Source organism: Undibacterium sp. RTI2.2, from assembly GCF_035018705.1.
GTDB lineage: Bacteria > Pseudomonadota > Gammaproteobacteria > Burkholderiales > Burkholderiaceae_D > Undibacterium.
Genome location: NZ_JASJXN010000004.1, coordinates 38051 through 61167 on the forward strand (window position 1 = coordinate 38051; position 23117 = coordinate 61167).

The window sequence follows — 23117 nt, forward strand, 5'->3', positions numbered from 1 at the left end:
TGTAGTTCCAGTTTCTACAATGCAAAATAACGATCTGAGCATAAAACAAAAAGAGGTAACTATGGCGCTACTTAAACGCAACGACAAATACGTTAAAGGCATTCTTTCAGCGCTAAGCATAAAACCGACCGCATTCATCGCCAAAGGTAAGTTCTCGCTGGTCTATCAAGATGCTTTTGAGGATTGCGTATTGAAGTTGTCTGCTGAGCGGCTGACGGATCGTTATTTTGAAACCATGCGCGGACAGCACTTCCCGCAACGCATGGCGGTTCTTTACAAAGGGCAGAGAATGATTAATGGCGCAGACACATTGATTGTGTTGAGCCGGCTTCGCAAGCTCTACAACGTGCGCCAATCAGAAGCAGCCTTGCTATACGCTAAGTTGATCATTAGCGAGGCAAGTGCAGCGCGCAGCCGGTTTATATTCGATCCAAGCGTAAGTGATGCTCAACTGAATTACAGGACGATTATGGAGGTTGCTAAGCATACGGCGTTCCCACATTTGTTAAGTGTCGCATTATGTGAATTGGCAAAATTTGCACGAGACACGCCGAATTGTGCATTGGACTTCCACTTGAATAACTTTATGGTGGATGATAGCGGTCTATTAATTTTCTCGGACCCGTTCCAAACACACACATGAAAAAGATCACTTTTTTGGCATTAGCATTATTGGTTAGTGCGGTCGCGCAGGCAGACGTAACAGGCGATCGACGTTTTAACATGTGTCAAAAAATAGGCAATATCGCACGTCAAAATGTAAAAGCTAAAACAAACAGCAACTACAAGCCGGAGCAGATAGTAGGGCGGGGCTTCCCTCCCAATGTGCGAGAGATAGGATTTTGGGCAGTTGACTTTGCTAAACACACCGATATGGACGAATACGACGCCGAGCTGTATGTGCGCCGAAAGTGTTTGAGCTATATCAATGAAGCGATGTATGGCGACGCAATCGCCAGACCGTTTAAACGAGAAGATATTAAGTGAGGTAAGAATGATTGGCTATTTTGATAAAACAGGCGCCCGTATAGAGAAATTGAAGTGGGCTGCGCTCTCTAAAGACGAGAAATACACGACGGTCAAAGCCTACGACAACGGCGTCGTGAATGTGCATTTGAAGTGGATTGGTCGCGTCCCTATGAACGACTGTTTGCCTGAGTATTATTGGTTGTTTGTGATCTTGGTCAAGAACTACAGGCCCGACGGCACGATGGTCAATGATCCAGTAGATAACGATCAATATTTTCCAACAATGGAGGACGCAGTAGAGGCGTATGAGAAGTTTTTGCTTAAATGGACATCGTCAAGTTTGAATGACGATATGGAGTTTGAAGAAGTAGACAATCGGCTTGCGCCACCGGTTCCAGAGTTGCCACCTGATCCAAATAGACCAGAGGGCGGACAATTTGAAATCGATGGCATGTCTTGCGCTTGGTAAAGGAGAAAATAAATGAAGCTAAATTTAACAGATAAGTACGAAGAAATAATTAACACGCTGTATGTCATGTCGGCTGAATTGGACCTGGACGAAAATTACATGGATATTTTGTCCGATCCAGAGAGCGCAACGCAAGAAATGATCGACGCAATGTTGCCTTTCAAGTCCAGTCTAATGAGTGAACTAGAAACACAGCGATTAAAGCTGGCTGCTTGTGGAGTGTGCGCCATGTCAAACACGGTAGAAAGCGTCAAGACACGCCTAACGCCAGACAACCCATATTATTCAGCAAGCTACGCCGACGTATGCAGAGCGGCCGATGCGGAGGCTACGAGCCGAGAACGAAGCGCTAAAGGCGCAAATTGCTCAATTAGAACTGGATGCAGCTAGTAACAGAGGCGACATTGTGTCGCAAGAATAATCGTCGCGATATAATCCGTTTAACACTATTGGAGGTTTTATGAATTTAAAAATTAATACCGCTTGCGACAACGCGGCATTTGACGATGGCGAACAATACGAAGTCGCCAGAATCTTAAGAGCCTTAGCGGATAAATTAGAAAATGAAGGCATGCGCAATATGCCGCTTCGAGACATAAACGGCAATACAGTAGGCGACATAGAAGTCTTAAAGTAATTCGCAATCGATCCAAAAGCGGGCGATCTTCGGGTCGCCTTTTTTATTGCACGTCGCCGCAGTTCCATACGGCGGTAGCCATCAAAAGCGCTTTTTTGTCCAATAGTGGTTTGAGATTATATGTCTGTCGGTTGCAGAGACAAACGCGAAAAACGAGATTGAAAGTAGCCAACCAAATCGCTTCTTTGTCCACGATTCGAGTGAGAAACTGAAATTGTTGCAGAACACTAATTGAACATCAAATTAAACTTTTTTGGAGAAACAAAATGACTACATCTACCGCCTTAGTTGGTTCAATGGAAGCAAGCGAAGAGCTGCTGTTGGATTCTTTACTAAGCGAACTCAATGAAGAGGACATCATCGAAGGGCTGGACACGGTTGAGCCAATCATTGTCGTCGCCGCTACTGCAACCGCTGCCGCACCGATTGAAGTGGAAAGCGACGAATCCTTGCTTGACGACGCCATCGCCGAAGCTGAATTGAAGACTGCAAAAGCCGAACTGTACGCTGACCAGAAGTCGCCGGCAGTAGGCGAGGGCGAAGTGCCAGAAGCGCTGACCAAAGGTGCGAAGGCTAAGAAAAGCAAGAAGGTAAAAAAAGCCGCAGAAGAGGGCGCAGAGCCAAAAGCACCGAAAGAGCCAAAAGCGCCGATGGCGACACTGGTCAATACGAAGCCCGGCGCGCTGCTGAAAATTCGCTTAGGTGCCAAGTTGGCAGATTACCTGACCTTTAACGTTGCCGACATGGAAGAGCAGTCCGAACAGAAGCGCGCCAACTTTATCGACAAGATGAACGACCCTGACGCCATCGCCGACAAGGTACGTGAAAAGGTCTTGCAGTTCTTTAGCTGGATGCTCAAAGCTGACAAGCCAAACGAAGTGATCCGTCGTGCCTTAGTAGTCTTGAAGCGTGACGGTGAATTGACGTCTGGCGACAAAGGTAATCTGCAACTGGACTTGTTAGCGAAACCTTATAGCTTGGGAACCGCTCGTAGCCAAGCGAATCAGGTTTTCATGCTGTTTCCACTGTTAGAAATCACGATGAAGGAGAAGGGAAAGATGGTTGCCAACCCTGACTCGACCTTGCTGATGACTGCAAACGCCATGCTCGGTCTGTAATTGAATTGTAAGGGTGGCAGACGCCACCCGTTTTTAACTTTGAAGAGGTAATGATGGAACAAAAGCTTAGATCGCTCTCGGTTGAGGCGCTGATATCGCTAGGTGACGCGGTTCAGGCGGTATTGAAAGAGAAACTGCCTATGATGCTGCGTGTTGGCAAAATATGCACCTTTGTCGATAAACAAGGCGAAACTACCGCGATTGTAATCACCAAGGTCAACCAAACGACATATAGCGGCTACATCTATAACCTGGAGCGCGGAACGCATCATCATAATCAAAGGTGGAAAATCTCTAAGTCAATCTGTAGACCATACTTTCCACCGTCAATACCTAAACCGATGCCAACTGGTGTCGGGAAGGACAAACCGGCAGTTGCCTCTCAATGGTAATAAATGGAGCTTGAAAGCTCCTTTTTCATATCTGGTGTCGTCCGAGGCTTGTACTCACAATCAGCGCTAACTAAGGTCGAAGGCGAGAAAAACGGTTCGTTTAATCGCGCTATGAGCTTCTTCCGGTAGTGAGTTGATATGTGAGTGACAGTACGAAAACAAATAAAGGCATGCTCTTATAAAAATAAGTCACAACTGACTTGTATCGAGCGTCAATGTATAAGATAATTCGGCTGTCGTCGCAAATAAGCGGCAAAGGCTACTTTCTTGGATACGTCACAACTGACTGTAATATCCATAAGTGAGCAGTCATACTAACTCTATCGAAACAAACAAAGAGAGCGAAATGCAATTGACTCCAAACGCCAACTGGCAAACACAGGCTCGCGGCTCCAATGACGCCGAGTATCAAATCTATAAAACCGCCGCAGAGCAACTTGGTTGGGTGGTTAAGACTTATGAAGAGTGGCTAAACAGTTAGCCAACACAATGCCGCAATTCAGTCTTCATACTGTCATCGCTGAGCGAATGACTCAGCGACAAAACTAAGGAATAGTCATCATGACAATGAAAGTAACTCCAGCAAAAACCGCTCGCGCTATTACTCGCCATAAAAACCTGATTCGTGCCTTAAAAGAATCGGTTTATGCCAAGCGTCATGTGCCTCTCGAAAATCAAGGTGACTTTGTTAAAGAGCGATCTTTGGAGCGCCTGATCGGAATGGCAGAAGGCATAAACGCTTTAATGGAGGCAGTTCTGTTCGAGAACAATTGCTATAACGGATTTTCTTATATCGGTCTTCCAAAAATTGTCGATGGGTACGAAGTTGCTCCGATCATTGGTGACGCTCATCCAGAGTATGACGATTGGGCGCGAGAGTACATCATTTTTAAGCCTCTATAAATCAGTCATCACTGAGCTATTCATCCAATCCAATTTAATGTAAAGGACAACCATGTTCGATCACAATCCAAATTCAGTCGTTGCAAACGGCATCGACTACCAAATGACAACGCACTTTGGCGCGGTCTTGTTTCATGACCGATCTGAGCCAGTTTTAGAGTTCAAGATTGGCAAGCCTGCCTGTATCGCCATCAGCTCCGCTAAGGGCAAAGTAGGCGATCTTGAGTTTGAAAACGAGCAGTGGACAATGTACGAGTCGCCAATACGCACACGCACACCGCTTGGGACTTCCAGTTCGGTGACGGCGATTCGTCTCGCTGCCGAAATGCTTCTGTCTTAACCAGCCACCGATTAACGCAGGTAGCCACCACAACGCCTCAGTTTGACTGAGAAGATACTCATATCGAAACAACAAAACGAGTTTAAAAATGATACATACGATATTTGAATGGCGCGAAAATAGAGAATATGGCGAAGAGGGCTGGATCTTAAAGGGTTTTCCTAACTTCAACGCATCAAGTGGAAGAGGCGTCGCGCACGACACACTAGAACACTTCAAGGATGGCGACGGCTCTCTGGCTGACGAAATGATGGCTTTCGGCGCAATGCTTCACATAAGGGGCGAAAGCGGCTGGTTTGCCTCTCTTCCAACCCGAGACAATCGCTTAGATAAGCAAATGGGATTCGATATTGCGCGGTTTCTTCAGGAGCTTCGTTCAGGCAATGTTGATCTAAGAAAGCCGCCGCGCACATACCGCCTCAAAGATGCCGACCTTGAAAGTGACTTATTTAACATTATCAAAGAGGGCGTCAAAGAGGCTAATCAAGGAAGAGATAACGACGCAGAAATTTTTCAGCCAGGCTTAGTAACGGACAAGATGATTCATTGGATGCGAGTCGGATACAGAAAAGCGTTAAAGCGCTTCAAAGGCAATAAGCCACACGATATCGCATATTGCTTCGACACAATTGCCAACAGAGTTGATCTTGGATTCGACCTTGGTGATATCGGCGACGAATTGCATGTTTGCGTCAATACTGAATCGTTGGCAGTAAAAATCTACAGTAAAGAAATTTATTAACAAAGTAAGTCACCACTGAGATAGGATAGGCAAAAATGAGCAATACACCAGTTTACATTAAGCCAACAACAGCGCCAATCGCCGACCTAATTGAGCAGCTTAATAAAGCGATGCAGGAAAAGTATGACGCCGATTACAGTTTAGCAATTACTCACGGCGACGGCGTGATATCGCTAAGAACAAACATAACTGGCTTCGTTTCGCCAATTGTCGAGCCGCCAAAACAAAAGCAACAAGTTGCCATGATTAAGTTGCTGGTTCGGTATGACGCAGGTTGGATTGTGAATCGTTCCGCTCACTTTGACTCGGAAATATGGACGAAACGAGACCAGTCTTGGATCAACACGATGATGGAGTGCGGCGACAACGAATTAATTGTTGGCGACCATGCTTATCAGTTGGAAATGGTTGAGGTTGATGGCTAACCCTGCTGAAAAAAACTCAAGGCGAGAAAAGCCCATTGAGGACGTGGTGGAGTATGGCGAAGATACTTTTACATGTCATCACTGTAATTCTGCCATTGGCACGGAATGTCTTTTTACGGACGGCTCCTGGCGCGGGCGGTGCTGCCACTGCGGTCAAACCTACGACATTACGACCGAGCTGGAAGATATAGGCGAAGACGACGAGCCGGTATTACGTGACGCCAGTCAATCTGAAATCGAACGCTTGTTCGGCATTAAGCCAAGCCCTTACGGTAAAGACTTTGGAAGCTTCTAGGATAAAAAATGAAACAAGCTCCACTTTTTAAAGTTGGCGATCTCGTTATTTGGACCAACGAGTACGGCGTCAATCTTGGGATAAGAAGAGTGACGGAAGTTACGGAAGATAAATTCTCATATCAATACTTTCTAAGTCCAAATGAAGCAGGTTGGTCGCCTATACGAGAAAGAAACTTGGCGAAGGCAAGCTTTGAATACAAAACATACCTTGGCAGCTTTTAATATTAATAGGATAAAAAATGATTGAAATTACACTTGAAGATTATGGATATCCACAATCTCTCGAAGAAGAAAATGTTATTCGGCTGATGGTGAACGTCGTGCCTCGCATTGGCGAAACTATAACTCTGCACAGAGATTTAATCACCGACTACTGGATGGCTGGAGGTCAAGAGCTTGAGAATTGTCGCGCAGATATCTTCATGCCAGAGAATAACGCACATTTTACCGTGGACTATATCACGCACGATTTCGATAAAACAGGCAAGCAACGCATTCTGCTTGGTGTTGAGATTGAATCGGGTGAAACAGAGTAGGGACTCGAATAAGTTCCCAATGAATCGCCATAAATCGCTTGCGATAATAACTCTATCGAAACAAACAACAGAGAGAAACAAAATGAAATGGATTATCACAGAAGATAAATTAGACTCACTTTCAAGCAGCGTTGTCGGTTATGGCGACTACATCGAAAATGGCATGATTGTGAACATGTCAGAGACAGTGCCGAACCCTAGATCGCGTCTGGAAATTATCAAAAAAGAGCTTTTAAACGAAACAGACTTCCCGTTCGAGTTTCAGCTTTTGGATGACGACGACAATCTGTATTTCGTTGGACGTTGTGGCGACCTGGACCACGCTGATGGCGATCAAGCATTCGCACCGCAAGATTGGGCAGAGAATCTATTTGGCACAACGACAATGACTTATCGCAAACTCGGAGAAACAGAATGGCAAATACTGTAAAGGCTGTGTCAGACGCCGATTTTCTCAAAGAGGCTTTGAAATGGTACTCGGCTCAATTTAAAGCCGAGAAGGGCGATTTCAACAGAATGACCGGCGTTTGCTGGGCGGTTTATGAAGCGGGTAAAAATTTGGCATGTCGTCCGAATGCTAACTATTGGGCTTTATTAAAGACCGAACAGCGTCTTAGTTTCTGGATAGGACAGCTTCTTGGTCCTTCTGTCTATCTGCAAGGCTGGATAGGTAGAGCGCATCCAGAGACAGACCTTCTTTGGAATGAATTATCCAATGAAGAGCTAAACATCAAAATGGCACATACACGCATTGCGTGGATGAAATGGATGATTCAACACTGTGAAGAATTGGACGGCAAATGAACAAAATTACCATCAACGGCTTGAACATTTCAGGCGCTCGCAGTATCTCAATAAATAATGGACGCGTAGTAGTTAACGGCAAAGACGTAACGCCGGACTCTAAAGAGATTCGCATCGAAGTGCATGGCGATATTGAAACCATTAATGCGGACGCATGCGAATCAATTTCAGTGACCGGAACAGCAGGCACAGTAAAAACGCTATCTGGAGACGTTCGTTGCGGCAATGTTAGCGGCTCTGTCAAAACAATGTCCGGTGATGTTCATTGTGGCGCCATCTCCGGTGATGTCGAAACGATGTCGGGCAACATTAGGAGAGAAAAGTAAAATGATTACACCTTTTCAGCGCGCCACCATGATCAGCTTGGCTGAGCGTCAAGCATTAGGGCAGTTCTTAAATGACTGGCCCGCCGGTCTCAACTTTCAGCAAGTCATGAACATGATGCATGGCGACGTACCAAAGAACGAACATGGACGCTACGTGATCACTATTTGGCAACCGCTCGAAGATCATGATTTTAAGCAAGTCGCCAGCTTTATCACAGAAGCCAAAGACAACCTCGTCGGCATGATGGAACATCTGTTCACAGAGCTGGAATAACCAAACACGAATTGAAAGGTAAAGCACATGGACACCGAAGTAGAAGAATGCGCAAAGAACCAGGCTGAACAAGTGGCACTCAGCACATGGCTAGATGAATATCCGAACGACAAATCGTTTGATGAAATCCTCGAAGCGATCGGCAAGGGCGACTATCTTCCGGACGATGAAGGCGATAATCAGATCTTGTTTCGCTACATGGTCGAGAGCCTAGATGGCCCAACCGTCGTAGGCATTATTGATGATACTTATCATAGCGTTTTAGAAGCCATTAATCACACCGTTAACGAAATGTTCTAAGGCTTAAAGTTGTCAAAGAGGCAGGATTATTCCTGTCTTTTAAGCAACTTTATTAATCCAAGGCTAAGTCATTGATTTTAAACAATTATTTCAATGTTGTCCGAGAAGAAACTCGCAGCCAAGTCGTACCTAGCCTGATTAAATCATTAACATCTAATCGCTTCTTTCAAATCATAACCGGAAACCGCATTAATCAGCGCGGCATGACGTTTAAATCTCTTTTACATAACCGACTAAGTCTAACAATTTAAAGCGCTCAAACAGCGTTTAAATCAGTCGGCAATCTTACTTCAAAAGAACTACCGCCTGTCTCATTGTTTTAATATAACTAAGTCAGCACTGACAAACAATTCACCTTTAAACCGATATGAACTTTCCATCACTCAACACTAGAAATCACGCAAGCTTGGATTACTTCTCGATCCAAATTGATAACCTATTTGAACTCAATGAGCCGACACTACCTGGCAACTTCGCAATGAATGAAAGCAAACGCGAAAGAATAGAGCAAGAGCTTAGCGGCTCAGCGGGCGGATTAAGTAAAGAGAATAACAAGCGGAGATAGAAATAACTCAACATTGCAAATTGGCATTACAATTAAATTCTTAACATCTAATGAAGGAACTGTATGAGCAACAACAATAACAGCAATGTCGTTTGGACTTTGGTTGGTTTGTGTATTGGCGTATTAATTCTAGGTTACTTGGCATTAAAATCTGTCGCAGACATGCTAAGCGTGGATATAAAAACTCTTGGATGGATGATTTTCTTCGCCGCAATAATAATTTGTCTGATAGTTTTAGCTATTGCATTTGAGTTTAAATGTTGGCTACCTTTCACCCTTGCAGCGGCGTGGTTCATTATGACGCCAGCTTTGAAATATTGGTCAAGACTCTCCGTTGATGTACTCAGCGAGCAGGCTGGAATTGAAACACTTGATCCAGTATATGACTGGTACGGACGACTTGGATATCAAGGTCTAATCATTGCAGGCTTAATTATTGTTGGAGTAGCGGCTCGTGGACTCTTTTGCCCGAACAGGTAGACAAAGAACTCTACCGGCATAATTCTCACCCTATAAAGACAACTAGGACAATTAGAGAAGACACGTAAGACGCTCAGGCTGACATCGACTATATGCAAACGTCAGGCTTTTTCGCTTGATGTCGGTAGAAGGGTAGGTCTATAGGTAGATGTATGAGGGTGAAGAGGCGAGTGGAGTAAGTTGTTAGTGAGATTAGGATATTGTGTGTTTGCGTATGCTTATCTGTGCTTTGCATGCGTATGTGGAAGGATTGCCTGGCAAGGTGTTGTATTCATTAAAAATTACAACAGACCCGGCAATCCTTCCTCGCTCAACGCATCAATCAAATATCAATCAACAACTGGCACGTCGCCATCTTTAATTTAGTAGCCTACACCACCACTACACACAAGCCACCGTCTCGCCTACACAGAAAAGCTCATAGCGGACACAGTTATTGTAGTCCAGCCCCATCTTACCCAAGGCGCCCAAGCTTTAATTTGCCACTTGCATGATAAGTCACGGCTGAGCTATAATCGCCCCATATTGTTTGCCGTTATGTCCCTTGAGCCTGAAACTAGGCTTTAAACAGAGTCGGGAGTGAGTTGGTCTTTTGGGGGATTTGTTCTTAAATGTGGGGTTGCCATACGCAGAGAAGCTTCTGATGTGGCCCTAGCAAGAACGAATCTCTCCTTACTTTTCTATAGCGTTGTTGGCTAAGGGGGGTAAGGGGGGATTTGTTCTTTCCTAGGGTTCCTCATCAGAGGGCAGTTGTAATTCTTCAATTCTTAATTTAATGCCGAACCTACGTCCAAAGTCCTTCTAACCCAAGGACTTTCTTGTTTTAAAGGCTTAGCTTCGGCGACAAAATATTCCAAAGTTTTTATGACTACACAAGCCAAGGCGTCGAATCCTTGGCTTTTTACTTACCAGGCTGCAAAAATCGTCGCCGCGCTCATCCTTGACATGCCTAAACGGTGTGTTTGTTTGGTGATCCTAGGCTTTTACCAAATTGAATCGAACAAAACTCGAAGGCTGAGCCTAACAAAGTTCGGTTTGGCTCGTTTTAACCCGCCACGCGCATGCCAATATCTGCGCTTCATACTTCATTCATCGAAACAACACAACGAAAGAAGATATGAGCCTTCCATTCACTACAGACCGGATCAAGACATACCGCACAATCAGCAAGCGCTTAGGCGTTCAGGTAGTTGCCAGGCTCTTCGCTGAGTTTGAGGTGCCGGTTGAGCTGGCTGTGAAGATCTTGGCGAAGAAAGGCTGATCATGAAATCACTCAACGTTATTAGCGCGGCAGGCAGATTTGCACAAAATTGGATCGCCGGCAGTCATCTCTATGTCTTGGAAGAAATAAGTAATGAACCGCACGAAGTATTGGCTCTAGTTGTTGCCTACATTGTGGTGGCTTTACGTGACAATCCGGTAGAGCAACAGAGCTTCTTAATTGCCTTGCAGAATCAAGTAGAAAGAATGAAATTATGAAACGCCTTCTCATTCTTATCACAGGCAAATACATCGAAGAGCTGGCGATGTACAGGACACTTCAACGCATAGGCCGTCAGGCTACTCGCAGGCATTACCCTTGACCCTTGCAGGCTGTAGGCACTACCGGTTAGGACGGTAGGCTTTCAGGCTCATCACGCTCTCAGGCCGTATGCGCTCAGGCCAATGAATCACTTCTACATAGATCTCACGCTACAGGCTATGTACTTTGCTAAAGATGCCAAGGATTAGGGCACAGCATTCTCACTTCCAATTATCACTCTTACGCCAATACAGAAACACGGTAAGTCACTTAATCGTTTTCTCGTATATGCGAGCCAATTAAACGCCTTGGCCATTCTTGATTTGTAGCCATCGAGCTTGCCTGCCGCCGCTGACTAACGCCTGAGTGTGATCGTCATACTTCAGTTGTCGAGCAAATAACAACGACCGCAACTAATTAACCTTACGGAGAACCTATGACTAAGCCACTTATCGTCGCATCAAACGCTATTGCAGCACCTACATGGACACATCAGGACCTCTATTTAGCGTCAAGCCGAGCTGAAGCTGAGCTGGTCGGCACCGATCACTTACAAGAGCAGGAAAATGATTACTTAGATGAGATGCAAGAGATGGCGGACGTGTCTCATACGCGTAGTCGTGGACGCTACTTGCGTAGTGCCAAGCTTAATCACATGCATTAAGCCTGAATGATTGAACTAGGGTGGGGCGCATCGGTCGCCCCTATTGTTTTAGCAAGACTTTTCCAAGGCGACATTATTTGCAATAGAAGGCTTTGCCTTGGCGACGATATTTATCAAGATTTTCATGTAGGTAAAGCTGAGCGAAGCCGACAGAATATTCCAAAGTTTTATTAAGCGCCTAGGGAGCGGCGTGAAAGATGCCTTGGCTAATTGCCACCCGCCGACGTCGCCTTGGTGTCGTCAAATTGCTTAAATCCTAGAAAGTGCAAGTCGATCGGCAATCGTCACGTTGCCGCAGACTCTCCAAAGATCACACTATATAAATACATGATGCGCGCATGCGTGCGAATAACATTAAATAACGGTAAAAGTAAAGATATATTTTGCATGTACCATATTTACAACGATTAGATAAATATATAAATACGTGTAAATAGTTGTTGCACATAAGTCGGTACTGACTTATAATTTAATCACTCGCTAATCACTAGCAAGTAAAAAAACCTAACTTAATTTAATCTAATCGAAAGCACAAAATGTCTACAATCGCAAAAACATCGAAAGTCACAAAAGCAACTACAGCAACAACAAAAGCAGTTAAAACACCGAAAGCGAAAAAAGCGGTAGTTGTTGCAGTCGATACAGTGCAAGCGGTAGAGCAAACATTCACTACGCGGTTCGTTGAAGTCTTACAAGCACGTAACGCAGAGCAGTACAGCAAAGATACAGACCTTGCAATAAACGCTGTCAAGGGTAGCAAAGCGGTCGACCTTGCTATGTCAAAACCTGAATTTAAAGAAGTGGCATCCAATTTGCTTAAAAATGCGCGCATTGCAAGCAATAAACAAGATAAGTCTAATTTTATTGCGGTCAAAGTATTAGTCAAGATTGCACATTGCTTGAATGCAATCGGTCAAAACATGAAAAGCACACTCGACCCTTATTCGCGCACAATCGCTGAAAACCTGATAGCTTTAAACGGTATCTCAAACAAGTCTTGTCTAGTATCGTTATCTCGTTCGGTAGAGTATAGCGAACTAGAGCAACAAAGCGCACTTGTAAAGCGCTATAACTGTTCAGCGAATACAGCAGGTACGCAAGCAAGCTCCACTCGCATGATGCTGCATTACTTAGATATTGCGAACGTGCAAAAATCGAAAAATGGTGACGTTATAACACTCAAAGAGAACGACCGCGCAACTACTTTCGCAGCGCTTTTTATTAGCTAAGTAGTACGTCACCGCTGAGCTATTTATTACCGCTTGCGATACATGCAAGCGGTATTTAAGTAGTTTGATACGTGCAAATATATTTTACACGTATGACGCAGAGTATGATATAATTGTGACTGAGAAGTGAAAGTCCTAGAAGAATTGCAGACCCTTGGTGGCCCTGCCTTCCTCAACTTCCGACCTCCAAACCGCATCCTTATAGAAATCCCAGGATTGCCACATGCCTATCCTTATAGAAGACAAAATATAAGACTTTGACCTCCATAAGCCATTTTAAGTTGAGGTTACTTTTATGCCAACAGTGTGCCATGTGACAAGAGTATATTCAAAGAACTTCTGATTCATTTCAGAGCTGCAAAGTTTAGCCAATTCTCTGCCAACGTCCGTAAACATAACCGACCCCATTCTTAGATCATTTTCTATATCTCTGGGAAACTCCAATGCGACCGTTCTCTCGAAATACCTTAACTTGAAATGTGCGCCTTTTATCTTTAAATTATATCCATTATTAACGCCAAGTGTGACTAGACCGATTACGTCGAGATGTTGCAAGCTTTTATAATCAAGGCCGCTTTTGGTATAAATGTCATTCGTTATATCAAAAACTACTGGCGATATTTCATCATCGAAAGTCCAAGCGAACTGACATAGGCTATTAAATAAAGCCGCTTCGGTTTTATTCAACATTGACACTAAGTTGACCGTTCTTTTAGAAAATGTTCCAGGCGACGTAGCTTCACCCGCTAGTAACTTAGCCCAAAGAGATTGCATTTCCTCGTCTGAGACGATATCGCAATGTTTGAAAAAATGGCTAATCCAATCGTTATCCATTTCTTCAGGCTTGGCGTCAGGTGGAAGCATTTCGATAGCAGAGGCTAAAATAGCCTCGATATTTTTCTGGCTCTTTTCTCGCTGTTTAATAAATGTAGAAATAGCCCTTTCTTGTATTTCGGTAAGCTCAATTTGAGATTTCAGCTCAATCTTATTTGCTTCGGCCTGCGCTTTAGCGATACGTATAATTTGATAAGGTTCAGCGACCATACCAATGGCGCTACTGACTTTTTCTATCAAAACTGGCCCCATTTTTGAGAGCGGCACTGCTAATGAGCCAAGAATGGCGCCTGTTACCGGGTCCATATTTTCTCCAATTAAATAAATTGAAATTCATTTTAGCATTTGGTAAAAGTCAACGCTTTAATCTCAGATTGCCATTAATGAAAGTCGCTAACTAGCAGGCTTTCAAAATTTGATCACACCTCCGACGACTACAATCCACCTGAAATGCGGGTGTCCGTGTTCACGATAATGGGGAATCACGATGATCTTTGGAGTCTTAAATCAAAAAGGTGGGGTTGGCAAAACAACCTTATCAATCAATCTGGCGGCGGAGCTGGCGCGTTATGGGGAACGTGTACTGGTGATCGATGCAGATCCACAACAGAGCGCAACCGCCTGGCAAGCGCAACGTTTTGCAGAGCCACTATTCGTCGTCGTGGGGAAACCTACCGCGACCATTCATAAAGAAATCGACATGATGAGTAAAGGCTATGATCAGGTCATCATTGATGGACCTGCCAGAGTAACCGACATGACGCGCTCCGCGATTATGGCTTGTGATGTTGTGATCGTGCCGGTGCAGCCGTCACCCTATGATGTCTGGGCCAGTGAGGAGGTCATCAAGCTCATTCAGGAAGCGGTCGTGTACAAGGAAAAGCTGAAATGCTGCATTGTGATTAATCGCAAAATCGCAAACACAGCCATCGGGCGCGATGTACGAGAAGCGCTGGCGACCTACGGCGTTAAGGTGTTGAACGCTTCCGTGACGCAACGCGTTGCATTTGCAGAAGCGGCAGCAGAGGGCAAGACCGTGTATGAGGTGAACGAAGGCAGTCAGGCGTCAATTGAAATGGCAGATTTGCTACATGAGCTGATGGAGTTTGCAAATGAGTAAGAAGATTAGTTTTGGAACTCGCCAAAACTTACCGACGCCAGATCAGTGGGTAGAGAGTAAGCAGGTTGTCGTAGTGGAAGCAGAACCGACCAAGCGACTGACATTGGATCTACCTAAGTCGCTACATGGTCGATTTAAGGCGGCTTGTGCGCTTAGTGGAGAGTCAATGTTGGAGGTTATTTTGAAGCACCTTGAGGAGAAATACCCTTCGGGCTAGGCTTCTCAAAGAGTAGTTGCGCTCGCCATGTCTGGGCAGAAGCTTTGCCAAATACGTCAAGCTCTAGTCCAGACAGAATGATGAACTCGGCGCCCATGTGAATGACCGCTGCGTCTACCAGTGGAGGAATTAAGTCTTGATTGGCAGAGCCATGTGAGACATCGTATAGGTTCGCCTGGTGAAGTCGGCGACGTAGAAGAGGGTTCTTACACTCACCGAATGCAAGCTCGCCCAGAACCGGATAGACCATCGAGTGACGCCATTTAGGAATTAGCTTACCGTCTTCCCACAGTCTAGTCACCCAAGCTTTCATATTCGCCTCATTTAAATCACTTGGCGAATTATACTGTGAATATATACAGTAGTTACCAGATCTCCGCAAATTGAGTCGTCGGAATATCTTGAGAGATCGGCTTCATGTCTTGGTCAAGCTCGACCCACATGCCAGAAGCCACGTATCCAAGAACGCCAGCGAATTGTTGATCGAGAGTGTGGCCGGTCTCGCTTTTTCTAAACTCAACAGTGCCGTCGTCGTAGTGGTATAAGAATCGAAGGTCTTCCGTGACCTCAATCCACTTTGTTGCATTCGGAAAGTGCAGACCATTCTTGAACGTAAAGAAGCGCGAAGGCATTATTTTTTTACAAACATTGAACCGATTATTATGAGCGCAATAAAAAAAATCATTACGTAGCCAAACCAACGCACGAATTTAAGTGGAGCCTTGTCCAGTTCGGTCTTGTCGGGTCGAGCGTTGTATTCTCTCGATTTTTTAATTGCCCCAATAATTGCGAAAATGACAATGATGATAAATAGAAAGTGCATATTATTTTCCTTATTGTTTAGCAGACATTTGTTCGATTAGGGCGATTTGCTCCGGTGACAGCTTTCTCAGTTTGGCAAAGCTCGTCTTGCGCTGCTCACGTTGGCTTACCTTATTCTCACGAACGGCAAAGAATTTTGGCGCCAGATCAGCCATTACATTGTCATTACCGATATGGTCGATCAAAACTTCCAGCACTTCTTGCTGACTGATTTTGAACTCCTTGGCAATGCCAGCTAAGCGCTCCTGCTTATCTTTGGTCATGATGATGGTGTAGCGTGTTGTTTCTTTTTCAGTCATGGCATTCTTCGTGTAGTTTATGGACAAGTGCATTATAGCTGACGTGCATTAGTTAAATTAACGTAAAAAAAAGCCCCCAAGTTGGGGGCTGGAGAACAAAAATTCGTTGTCAGTGCTGACTTACTTATTATGCGCCAACGTAATTCACAAAGCAAGCGGTTTATGCAGCAATTGACAACTTTTTAAAGCCGAGCGCTTCATAATCAAAACCAGCGCCACGCTCATGAATATAGCGGTCAAATCCTGGCGTCGCTTTGATAATTGCCAAACGCTGCATCGCATGACCTTTCAAGTGTTCATTAAACCCATCAGCGAAATCGATAATAAGCGCGATGTTTGGGCCGGACTTCTTCTCACGTAAGCCGCGTCCGATACGCTGACGCAACGCAACCTCTGCTTTACCACCGCCGGCAATTATCACGACACCAACCGCAGGAACGTCAACACCGACGTCCAAGATGGTAGAACCAATCAGAACATCAATTTCACCTTTGGCAAGTTGAGAGAGAGCTTGCTTGCGCCCCGCTTGATCATCTTCACCCTGAATAAATGCAACGCGTAACCCTGCATCGGTCATTTTCTGCAACAGTGTTTCGCCATGCTTTGTTTGCTGGATCAATACCATCGTAGACATGTGGTAGGACGCAGCAGCAATGCACTCGTCAACGATAATCTTGTTCCGGTATTCGTTGTCTGTAATGCCGATACGGTATGCTGATTGCCAGCCAGTATTACGCATCAGCTTTGCTGGCTTATGACGAAGCTCAACGATCTTGAAGTGCGGCTGAGCAAGAATGCCTCGATCAATCAGCGTTTCTTCTGACACAGAAATACCAATCGGGCCAGAGCAAGCCATTAAACGCATGTTTGACTCTTCTGAATCCTTCATAAATGGCGTTGCCGTAAGTGCTAACCGATAGTAGGCATTTTTGCAGTGACGCAGAATCTCGTAATAAGAGTTTCCAGACGCCTCATGTGCCTCTTCGAGAATAACTAGACCAAAAGTTCCAAGCAAATTAATCGTTTTTTGGCGATCTTGCATGTGCGCTGTCACTTTAGCGGCAGCGGTAGCGCGCATAAGTTTTTCACTTACTCGACCTGCTTCTTGTTTTTTCTCGAATGAAGCCACGAACTTCTTAATTTCGATGAAAGTATGACCAGCCGCTTCCAGTTTTTTAGCGTAGGCATTACTTTCTTTAATCTCTTTCTTGAGCATTGAGTCAGTCATGCGCTCCATTTCGCTCTCGACCGTCTTTTCTTCTAATCGCGCAATCAAGGTTTGCACCATGCCGACCGACATCTTTTTGACAGCCTGACGCTCAATGCCATTCTCAATCACGGTATGACCGAACTGACCATCGCCCAAGACAGAGACTTTGATACCCAAGTCTTTTTCGAAAGTGTCACGCATCTGGTACATCAGCAAGCCGCGAGTGGTCAAGAACAGTGTCGGCATATTGAAGCGCGCAAACGCAAGACGGGCAATGCGTGATTTACCGCCACCGGTCGCGATTCGGGCAATGATCTGACCATGTTTTGCCAAACAGCGAACGACTTCCATTTGATAGTCGTAACGAGGGTCATCCAGAAAAGCATCCACTACTGGATTCTCTGGGCCAAGCGGCGCAGGAAGAGGGCGGCGTACATGATTGACCTTGTATCCAAGCTTACGCAAGTGCGCAGAGACGAACTGTACAAAGCCGGCCGGAAAAGTTCCGGCGCGAAAGTCCATAAAACTGCTACGACCGTCCCAACTGCCGCGCTTGAACGCAATGGCATGCTCAGCGCCTTCCACCGCATACGACAAGATCGTCTGAACTTGTAGCTTTACTTCGCGAGAGGCGTCATGCAGCTTTGCAGTCGTAGCATTTGAAGCGATGGTGATATTTTGAGTCATAGGCTTGCCAAGTAAAAAGTTGTACTGTAGTATAAGTCACCACTGACTTATAATCAATTCATGTTACCAACACCTCAACAGTCGTTCGCCGATCCAAAGACGTTAATTCCTAACCCTTGGAATACCAACGTAGTATCGCCCGACAACGAAGCCAAGATTGACGAAAGCTTGCGTCGCTTCGGCATGTTCAAACCTATTGTAGTGCGGACGTTACCGAACGGAACCTTGCAAATTCTTGGGGGCGCGCATCGGCGCGACTCCGCTATTCGTCTTGGTATGAAATCCGTACCGATCATCAACGTAGGCGAGGTTGACGACAAGCACGCCAAAGAGATAGGGCTGGTTGATAACGGGCGATACGGCGATGACGACACCTTACAGCTTGCCGCACTGTTGGAAGACCTTGGCACACCTGAAGACCTGTCTAAGTTCATGCCGTACACCGATAGCGACTTCGCCTCAATCTTCGCCAGCGTCAACATCGCCTTAGATGACCTAGATTTGCCTGAAGACGACGAATCGACATCACCCAAGCTACCGGCAGAGCGTCAAGTCCAGACTCACCAAATCATGCGTTTCAAAGTTCCATCTGGTGATGTGGCCACGATTACAGACGCTATTGAAAAGACCATGAAGTCGCAGAAATTCACAGACGAAGACTCGCTCTCTAATGCTGGCAATGCGCTGGTACACATTTTTAGAGGCATTGAGGTCTGACATGAGCGACAGCGTCAAAGGCAAAGGGTTCGATCAATGCGCGGACTGCGTGAACGCGGAATATGACCCTTTCCAATGCAAAAAGTGCAAAGAGGGCAGCAGATTTGAGCCGTTTAACTCCACCGATTGCGAAGATGAGCCGGACGACGACGCCGACACGTCTGGTTACAAGACCGTAAAGACATTTTTCTCCAAGAAAGACCTGTAATGGAAAACCAAGTAACAGTAAAGCCGCGAATTGAAATCTGGGACATCAGTCGCGTTATTCCTTACGAGTTAAACGCAAAAATTCATGATCTTGTGCAGATAAAGCGCATCGCTAAGTCCATTAAAGATTTTGGTTTTGATCAGCCGATCGTTGTCGATAAAAACGGCGTCATTATTAAAGGACATGGTCGTCGTGGAGGCGCTGAATACCTAGGCATGAAACAAGTGCCGGTATGGATTCGTGACGATCTTACTGACGATCAGGTGCGCGCATCCCGCCTAGCTGATAACCGTGTTGCCATATCCAATTTGGATACAGACATTCTGCAAAAAGAGCTGGCCAGCCTTAATTTTGACTTAGTTGGAATCTTTGACGCTAAAGAGCTGGACTTCGTCATTGCTGACTTAGGCGAGATCGATACAAGCGCCTTTGTAAATGACTTAGACGGCGCTATCCAAGATCAGGCAGATGAGACCGCTAAGACATTAGAAGAGTCCACTCAGCGCGCTGTACGCATTGACAAGGCCCTGGGCTTTAAAACGATCAATGGCAAAGATGAGCGTGCTGTGGCGATGTTTATGGCGCAATTGGAAACAGAGTCAGGATTGCCCGCAGACAAAGCGTTTGTGGAATTTGTTCGTTCGTTTGATCAAAAAACTACGTCATAGGTGATCGAGTATGAGTAAAAATCTTTGGATTAACTCCGCGCTGTTTGTTTCTCCAATTTCGATGTGCTTGTGTTTGGATGAAAAAGCATTTGAGGACAGACTTGACGAGCTTAGCATCAAAAAGAATCGCCCTGAGTTTGACGATATGAAGTCGTCAGACGCAGTTGTTCACTTTTTTGATAATGACGATGGAAATGTTTGCGCCGTTGTAGCGCTGCCAAACAGTGATCAAATTGACGATGACATCATTGTGTCGCTCCTCATTCATGAAGGCGTTCACATTTGGCAAGAGGTTCGTAAATACGTCGGCGAAGAAGCGCCTTCTGCTGAATTTGAGGCTTACTCGATTCAGAGCATCTGCACTGACTTGATTGCATCCTATCGCGAACAGGTAAATCAAAAGCAAGAAGCCGAAGCCGCACAAGAGACAAAAGAAAAGGTATCGGAATGATTTACGTTGTAGACAAGCGCTTTCATACGGAAGTCGAACGCACTGAACGCGTCCTAGAGGTTGCAGAAGCATTTGGCTTGGGTCTCGATGATAAAGAGTTTGTCGTATTTAATCATCAAGACATTGACATTAAAATTGGCGACGTTGTGTACGTTACTGGTCAGTCCGGTGCGGGTAAATCAACCGTGTTGCGCGAACTGTCAAAGCAAATAGAAGCATCCGGTCTAAAGGTTGCCGATATTGATTCAGTGCCGCTAGAAGATAAACCACTGATTGATCAAATAGGCGCCACCACAGTCGAGGCACTTAACCTGCTATCAATTGCAGGACTTAATGACGCGTACTTGTTTATTCGCAAGCCGCAAGAGCTGTCTGACGGTCAACGCTACCGCTTCAAGCTGGCCAAACTAATTGAATCAGGCGCCTCAGTTTGGGTTGCAGATGAATTTTTGGCAGTGCTTGATCGCACTACAGCGAAAGTTTTGGCGTTTAACTTGCAGAAAGTTGCACGTCAACACGGCGCTACGCTAATCGTTGCCACCACACACACGGACATGGTTGCTGACTTAGCGCCGACTTTGTATATCGAGAAACGATATCGCGAGAAGATCAAGATCGTCTACGCGCCAGAAGGATACAAGCAATGAAGAACACTACCGAACAGCAATTCTCGGCAGATGTTCTTGCGCTTTCATACAAAGAGCCAGTTGTCGTTATGGTGCATACGTCTTGGTGCGGCCCTTGTAAGTCGTTAAAGCCGCTGATTGAGCGATTGTCGCAAGAGTTGCAATTTTCACTGATCGGCATAGATGGCGGAAAAGAGAAAAGTTTGGCTGCTTCTCAGAGTGTTCGCGCCGTGCCGACCTTACTGGTATTCAAAGACGGCAAACAATTTCCCACCACGATCGCTGGCGCAAAAACAGAAACACAGATTAAAGATTATCTGTTTAAAGCTGGCGTTACGCAAAACAGTCTCAATTTTGACCTTTAAGGATTAAAAATGGTAATTACGTCCAAAATTAAAAAGCTCAATCCGGCGACGAAGATTGTTGAAACTATCGCCAACAAAAACGGAAACCGCGAGATGGCAAAACTAGCTGTTAACTTGCGTGATTCAGGCGCCGGTATGTCACCGAACAAGAAAGTAGTAAAGTAAAGTGGATATTCTGATTGAGCGCCGGGCGGCTCCGGTTGGCCACAAGATGTCGCTACTGTCCCAAATTTATATTGAGCGCGGCACTAAAGAAGATTGGGAGTTGCTGCACGAGCTGCATTACAAGGCAGACAGTATCGGCATTGGTCCACGCTATTACAGAGCGGTATTAGATGGTCAGACGATCGGCGTTGGCGCGATGACGGTGCCAAAAATGCTATCGTCCGGGCGCAATGAAGTATTCCGTCACTTGCGCCCCAACACAAACGGCAGAGACACGAAGCTGATCAACCGTCACCGCGCCATTTGGATTAACGCTAACCAATGCACGAACAGTCGTCTTGTCCTAGATACGATGTATCGCGGCGTCGGCGTAGCTTACCGTATGCAGAACTTGATGATGCGAATGACAGGTTGCCGCTATGTTGAGTTTCAGTCGTCTATGTCTAAGTTCAATCCGTTCGCTGCGAGGGCAGGGATTCGCTTTACCAAGCCAAAACGATCCGCTAACTACAAACGCGGGCTGGACTTCTTCATGCGCTGGTTTGAGAGCAACCCAAGCGACTATATCGGCGTGATGGCAGAGTTAAAAGCGATGTCACCTCTAATCCGTGAAAAAGTAATCACAGAAATGCGGAAATTCTATTACGCCTGCTCCTCAATGGAAAAGTCGGGCAACAACCGCGCTAATGGAACTTCTCGCGTCGATAACATGGAAGTGGGTTATTTGCTCAAGTCGCTCCAGCAATTAGTCCTGGCAAGCCCTTTATACGGCGTATTTACTAACCCTGACTACGAACAACATGCACTGCCGGTAAGACTGCCGTTACTTGCGTTTGATAACCAGCCAGTAGATGCGCCGCTAGACCTCGATACAGCCGCCACACAGCTTTCAAAAGTGAATATCACTACCGAAGCACTTGATTTAGATTGGGCAGAAGATGCACCTGACAGCGAAACAATTTGAACTTATGCGCGTAATCATTGCCGGCAATGGTGAGAGTGCGTCGGTAGACCTGGATGAGATCCTAGACCGAGTTCGTTACGAGACTACAAAAGCAAGCCTACAATTTTCGATCCGCGCTTTGATTGCTCACAAGCTGATTGAAAAAAAAGGCATAGAGAAGCGTCGCGGTCGCCAGCGTCAAGTAATCGAGGCAACAGAGTTGGGTGCCGCCACCTATAACGCACCCAAGCCCGCTCCCGCAGCTAGTTATGTTTCCTCTGTTGAGGACGACGAATGGGATACCGTGATTGAGAATTTGACGTAAAAACTCATACCGCCCTTGGGACTCCCAAGTCGTTTCATAAGAGACAGACTTTTACTTGGGACTCCCAAGCTTCTTCTATATAAATACATATATAAATAAGTAAGTAAGTAAGTAATGAATAATAAATTTATTTTAGAAACGGTTTTGGTTGGGAGCGGTAAGACACCCAAGTCTTGGACTAACAAAGAGATACAGAAATATCTCGGCAGCGAAACACCGGCACACGATTACGTTAATGACGCGGCAGCTTGCATTGAAGCGTTGGAAGAACTTGGTCAATTTTCTTACTTGCGCCCGACCACCGACGGCAAGAAGGTCTGCATTTTCGACTTTAATGGCGAAATACACGTTACCGTGCCATTTTCTAAAGAATCGCACGCACTAGCAACGACTCTTTTTTTTGTCCTAGAAAATAAGTCACGACTGACTTGATTTATATGAAAACTTCAGGTATATTCGGCTTCAATA

The 23117-nt window shown here is 45.5% G+C and carries 43 protein-coding genes; 39 read left to right on the plus strand and 4 right to left on the minus strand.

Annotated features, from left to right (window positions below; all coding sequences use genetic code 11):
* Positions 1-19: 19 nt before the first annotated feature.
* The 26 genes from QN395_RS03125 (at position 20) to QN395_RS03250 (ending at position 12992) form a co-directional block, all read left to right on the plus strand.
* Positions 20-643 (plus strand): hypothetical protein, encoded by a 624-nt coding sequence (locus QN395_RS03125; RefSeq protein ID WP_322118631.1) that lies wholly within the window; start codon positions 20-22, stop codon positions 641-643.
* Positions 640-987, plus strand: coding sequence for a hypothetical protein (locus QN395_RS03130; protein WP_322118632.1), 348 nt, complete (start codon positions 640-642; stop codon positions 985-987). The genes QN395_RS03125 and QN395_RS03130 overlap by 4 nt, the downstream gene beginning before the upstream one ends.
* On the plus strand, positions 941-1438 hold the full coding sequence (locus QN395_RS03135) for a hypothetical protein (RefSeq protein ID WP_322118633.1): 498 nt from the start codon (positions 941-943) through the stop codon (positions 1436-1438). The genes QN395_RS03130 and QN395_RS03135 overlap by 47 nt, the downstream gene beginning before the upstream one ends.
* Before the next feature lie 12 nt (positions 1439-1450).
* The gene (locus tag QN395_RS03140; protein ID WP_323491635.1) at positions 1451-1828 is read left to right on the plus strand and encodes a hypothetical protein; all 378 of its coding nucleotides are present in this window, start codon (positions 1451-1453) and stop codon (positions 1826-1828) included.
* Between the two features lie 70 nt (positions 1829-1898).
* The gene (locus QN395_RS03145) at positions 1899-2075 is read left to right on the plus strand and encodes a hypothetical protein (protein ID WP_323491636.1); all 177 of its coding nucleotides are present in this window, start codon (positions 1899-1901) and stop codon (positions 2073-2075) included.
* A gap of 266 nt (positions 2076-2341) precedes the next feature.
* A complete protein-coding gene (locus tag QN395_RS03150) occupies positions 2342-3193 on the plus strand; it encodes a hypothetical protein (RefSeq protein WP_322118635.1) in 852 nt (283 codons plus the stop codon).
* Between the two features lie 53 nt (positions 3194-3246).
* On the plus strand, positions 3247-3585 hold the full coding sequence (locus QN395_RS03155) for a hypothetical protein (RefSeq protein ID WP_323491637.1): 339 nt from the start codon (positions 3247-3249) through the stop codon (positions 3583-3585).
* Between the two features lie 346 nt (positions 3586-3931).
* Positions 3932-4066 carry a hypothetical protein gene (locus QN395_RS03160; protein ID WP_323491638.1) on the plus strand — a complete coding sequence of 45 codons (135 nt, stop codon included), beginning with the start codon at positions 3932-3934 and terminating at the stop codon, positions 4064-4066.
* Positions 4067-4146: 80 nt separating this feature from the next.
* Positions 4147-4488, plus strand: a complete 342-nt coding sequence (locus QN395_RS03165) for a hypothetical protein (protein ID WP_323491639.1) — start codon at positions 4147-4149, stop codon at positions 4486-4488.
* Between the two features lie 52 nt (positions 4489-4540).
* Entirely contained in the window at positions 4541-4828 is a 288-nt protein-coding gene (locus QN395_RS03170) for a hypothetical protein (protein ID WP_322118637.1), read from the plus strand.
* 88 nt (positions 4829-4916) lie between these two features.
* Positions 4917-5570, plus strand: a complete 654-nt coding sequence (locus QN395_RS03175) for a hypothetical protein (RefSeq protein ID WP_322118638.1) — start codon at positions 4917-4919, stop codon at positions 5568-5570.
* Positions 5571-5605: 35 nt separating this feature from the next.
* Positions 5606-5995 carry a hypothetical protein gene (locus tag QN395_RS03180; protein WP_323491640.1) on the plus strand — a complete coding sequence of 130 codons (390 nt, stop codon included), beginning with the start codon at positions 5606-5608 and terminating at the stop codon, positions 5993-5995.
* On the plus strand, positions 5988-6290 hold the full coding sequence (locus tag QN395_RS03185) for a hypothetical protein (protein ID WP_323491641.1): 303 nt from the start codon (positions 5988-5990) through the stop codon (positions 6288-6290). Before QN395_RS03180 ends, QN395_RS03185 begins: the two co-directional genes overlap by 8 nt.
* An 8-nt stretch (positions 6291-6298) precedes the next feature.
* Positions 6299-6514 (plus strand): hypothetical protein, encoded by a 216-nt coding sequence (locus tag QN395_RS03190; RefSeq protein WP_322118641.1) that lies wholly within the window; start codon positions 6299-6301, stop codon positions 6512-6514.
* Between the two features lie 17 nt (positions 6515-6531).
* Entirely contained in the window at positions 6532-6828 is a 297-nt protein-coding gene (locus QN395_RS03195; RefSeq protein ID WP_322118642.1) for a hypothetical protein, read from the plus strand.
* A gap of 82 nt (positions 6829-6910) precedes the next feature.
* Positions 6911-7258, plus strand: coding sequence for a hypothetical protein (locus tag QN395_RS03200; protein WP_322118643.1), 348 nt, complete (start codon positions 6911-6913; stop codon positions 7256-7258).
* Entirely contained in the window at positions 7243-7632 is a 390-nt protein-coding gene (locus QN395_RS03205; protein WP_322118644.1) for a hypothetical protein, read from the plus strand. The genes QN395_RS03200 and QN395_RS03205 overlap by 16 nt, the downstream gene beginning before the upstream one ends.
* Complete coding sequence (locus QN395_RS03210; RefSeq protein WP_322118645.1) at positions 7629-7958, plus strand: hypothetical protein; 330 nt, start codon at positions 7629-7631, stop codon at positions 7956-7958. The genes QN395_RS03205 and QN395_RS03210 overlap by 4 nt, the downstream gene beginning before the upstream one ends.
* 1 nt (position 7959) lies before the next feature.
* Positions 7960-8232, plus strand: coding sequence for a hypothetical protein (locus QN395_RS03215; protein ID WP_322118646.1), 273 nt, complete (start codon positions 7960-7962; stop codon positions 8230-8232).
* A 27-nt stretch (positions 8233-8259) separates the two neighbouring features.
* Positions 8260-8532: a hypothetical protein gene (locus QN395_RS03220; RefSeq protein ID WP_322118647.1), complete on the plus strand. Its 273-nt coding sequence runs from the start codon at positions 8260-8262 to the stop codon at positions 8530-8532.
* A gap of 628 nt (positions 8533-9160) precedes the next feature.
* Positions 9161-9577: a hypothetical protein gene (locus QN395_RS03225; protein ID WP_323491642.1), complete on the plus strand. Its 417-nt coding sequence runs from the start codon at positions 9161-9163 to the stop codon at positions 9575-9577.
* 208 nt (positions 9578-9785) lie between these two features.
* Positions 9786-9938 carry a hypothetical protein gene (locus tag QN395_RS03230; protein WP_323491643.1) on the plus strand — a complete coding sequence of 51 codons (153 nt, stop codon included), beginning with the start codon at positions 9786-9788 and terminating at the stop codon, positions 9936-9938.
* Positions 9939-10694: 756 nt separating this feature from the next.
* Entirely contained in the window at positions 10695-10838 is a 144-nt protein-coding gene (locus tag QN395_RS03235; RefSeq protein ID WP_323491644.1) for a hypothetical protein, read from the plus strand.
* A 2-nt stretch (positions 10839-10840) separates the two neighbouring features.
* Complete coding sequence (locus QN395_RS03240; RefSeq protein WP_323491645.1) at positions 10841-11056, plus strand: hypothetical protein; 216 nt, start codon at positions 10841-10843, stop codon at positions 11054-11056.
* A 479-nt stretch (positions 11057-11535) separates the two neighbouring features.
* Positions 11536-11763 (plus strand): hypothetical protein, encoded by a 228-nt coding sequence (locus QN395_RS03245; RefSeq protein WP_322118651.1) that lies wholly within the window; start codon positions 11536-11538, stop codon positions 11761-11763.
* Between the two features lie 536 nt (positions 11764-12299).
* Positions 12300-12992, plus strand: a complete 693-nt coding sequence (locus QN395_RS03250; protein WP_323491646.1) for a hypothetical protein — start codon at positions 12300-12302, stop codon at positions 12990-12992.
* Positions 12993-13268: 276 nt separating this feature from the next.
* On the opposite strand, the gene QN395_RS03255 is transcribed toward QN395_RS03250, so the two are convergent.
* Positions 13269-14132 carry a DUF2806 domain-containing protein gene (locus tag QN395_RS03255; RefSeq protein ID WP_323491647.1) on the minus strand — a complete coding sequence of 288 codons (864 nt, stop codon included), beginning with the start codon at positions 14130-14132 and terminating at the stop codon, positions 13269-13271.
* 181 nt (positions 14133-14313) lie between these two features.
* Between QN395_RS03255 and parA the strand changes: the two genes are divergently transcribed.
* On the plus strand, positions 14314-14946 hold the full coding sequence (parA, locus tag QN395_RS03260; RefSeq protein ID WP_323491648.1) for a ParA family partition ATPase: 633 nt from the start codon (positions 14314-14316) through the stop codon (positions 14944-14946).
* A complete protein-coding gene (locus QN395_RS03265) occupies positions 14939-15163 on the plus strand; it encodes a plasmid partition protein ParG (RefSeq protein ID WP_323493091.1) in 225 nt (74 codons plus the stop codon). Before parA ends, QN395_RS03265 begins: the two co-directional genes overlap by 8 nt.
* Here QN395_RS03265 and QN395_RS03270 read toward each other — a convergent pair.
* The gene (locus tag QN395_RS03270; protein ID WP_323493092.1) at positions 15123-15464 is read right to left on the minus strand and encodes a hypothetical protein; all 342 of its coding nucleotides are present in this window, start codon (positions 15462-15464) and stop codon (positions 15123-15125) included. The two genes, QN395_RS03265 and QN395_RS03270, sit on opposite strands and share 41 nt — an antisense overlap.
* Before the next feature lie 100 nt (positions 15465-15564).
* Between QN395_RS03270 and QN395_RS03275 the strand changes: the two genes are divergently transcribed.
* Complete coding sequence (locus QN395_RS03275; RefSeq protein ID WP_323493093.1) at positions 15565-15708, plus strand: hypothetical protein; 144 nt, start codon at positions 15565-15567, stop codon at positions 15706-15708.
* A gap of 288 nt (positions 15709-15996) precedes the next feature.
* Here the strand turns inward: QN395_RS03275 and QN395_RS03280 are convergent, their stop codons facing one another.
* Together QN395_RS03280 and QN395_RS03285 are read right to left on the minus strand one after the other, a co-directional pair.
* The gene (locus QN395_RS03280; RefSeq protein WP_323491651.1) at positions 15997-16284 is read right to left on the minus strand and encodes a hypothetical protein; all 288 of its coding nucleotides are present in this window, start codon (positions 16282-16284) and stop codon (positions 15997-15999) included.
* A gap of 160 nt (positions 16285-16444) precedes the next feature.
* Entirely contained in the window at positions 16445-18181 is a 1737-nt protein-coding gene (locus QN395_RS03285; RefSeq protein WP_323491652.1) for a DEAD/DEAH box helicase, read from the minus strand.
* 60 nt (positions 18182-18241) lie between these two features.
* Between QN395_RS03285 and QN395_RS03290 the strand changes: the two genes are divergently transcribed.
* The 10 genes from QN395_RS03290 (at position 18242) to QN395_RS03335 (ending at position 23081) form a co-directional block, all read left to right on the plus strand.
* Positions 18242-18898, plus strand: coding sequence for a ParB/RepB/Spo0J family partition protein (locus QN395_RS03290; RefSeq protein WP_323491653.1), 657 nt, complete (start codon positions 18242-18244; stop codon positions 18896-18898).
* A 1-nt stretch (position 18899) separates the two neighbouring features.
* Positions 18900-19106 (plus strand): hypothetical protein, encoded by a 207-nt coding sequence (locus QN395_RS03295; RefSeq protein WP_322118661.1) that lies wholly within the window; start codon positions 18900-18902, stop codon positions 19104-19106.
* Entirely contained in the window at positions 19106-19774 is a 669-nt protein-coding gene (locus tag QN395_RS03300; RefSeq protein ID WP_322118662.1) for a ParB/Srx family N-terminal domain-containing protein, read from the plus strand. Before QN395_RS03295 ends, QN395_RS03300 begins: the two co-directional genes overlap by 1 nt.
* Before the next feature lie 10 nt (positions 19775-19784).
* Positions 19785-20225, plus strand: coding sequence for a hypothetical protein (locus QN395_RS03305; RefSeq protein ID WP_322118663.1), 441 nt, complete (start codon positions 19785-19787; stop codon positions 20223-20225).
* Entirely contained in the window at positions 20222-20872 is a 651-nt protein-coding gene (locus QN395_RS03310) for an adenylyl-sulfate kinase (RefSeq protein ID WP_322118664.1), read from the plus strand. Before QN395_RS03305 ends, QN395_RS03310 begins: the two co-directional genes overlap by 4 nt.
* Entirely contained in the window at positions 20869-21216 is a 348-nt protein-coding gene (locus tag QN395_RS03315) for a thioredoxin family protein (RefSeq protein WP_322118665.1), read from the plus strand. The genes QN395_RS03310 and QN395_RS03315 overlap by 4 nt, the downstream gene beginning before the upstream one ends.
* A gap of 9 nt (positions 21217-21225) precedes the next feature.
* Positions 21226-21381 carry a hypothetical protein gene (locus QN395_RS03320; protein WP_322118666.1) on the plus strand — a complete coding sequence of 52 codons (156 nt, stop codon included), beginning with the start codon at positions 21226-21228 and terminating at the stop codon, positions 21379-21381.
* Between the two features lies 1 nt (position 21382).
* Positions 21383-22345, plus strand: a complete 963-nt coding sequence (locus QN395_RS03325; RefSeq protein ID WP_322118667.1) for a hypothetical protein — start codon at positions 21383-21385, stop codon at positions 22343-22345.
* Between the two features lie 4 nt (positions 22346-22349).
* Entirely contained in the window at positions 22350-22649 is a 300-nt protein-coding gene (locus QN395_RS03330; RefSeq protein ID WP_323491654.1) for a hypothetical protein, read from the plus strand.
* Between the two features lie 114 nt (positions 22650-22763).
* A complete protein-coding gene (locus tag QN395_RS03335) occupies positions 22764-23081 on the plus strand; it encodes a hypothetical protein (protein WP_322118668.1) in 318 nt (105 codons plus the stop codon).
* The last annotated feature ends 36 nt before the right edge of the window (positions 23082-23117 follow it).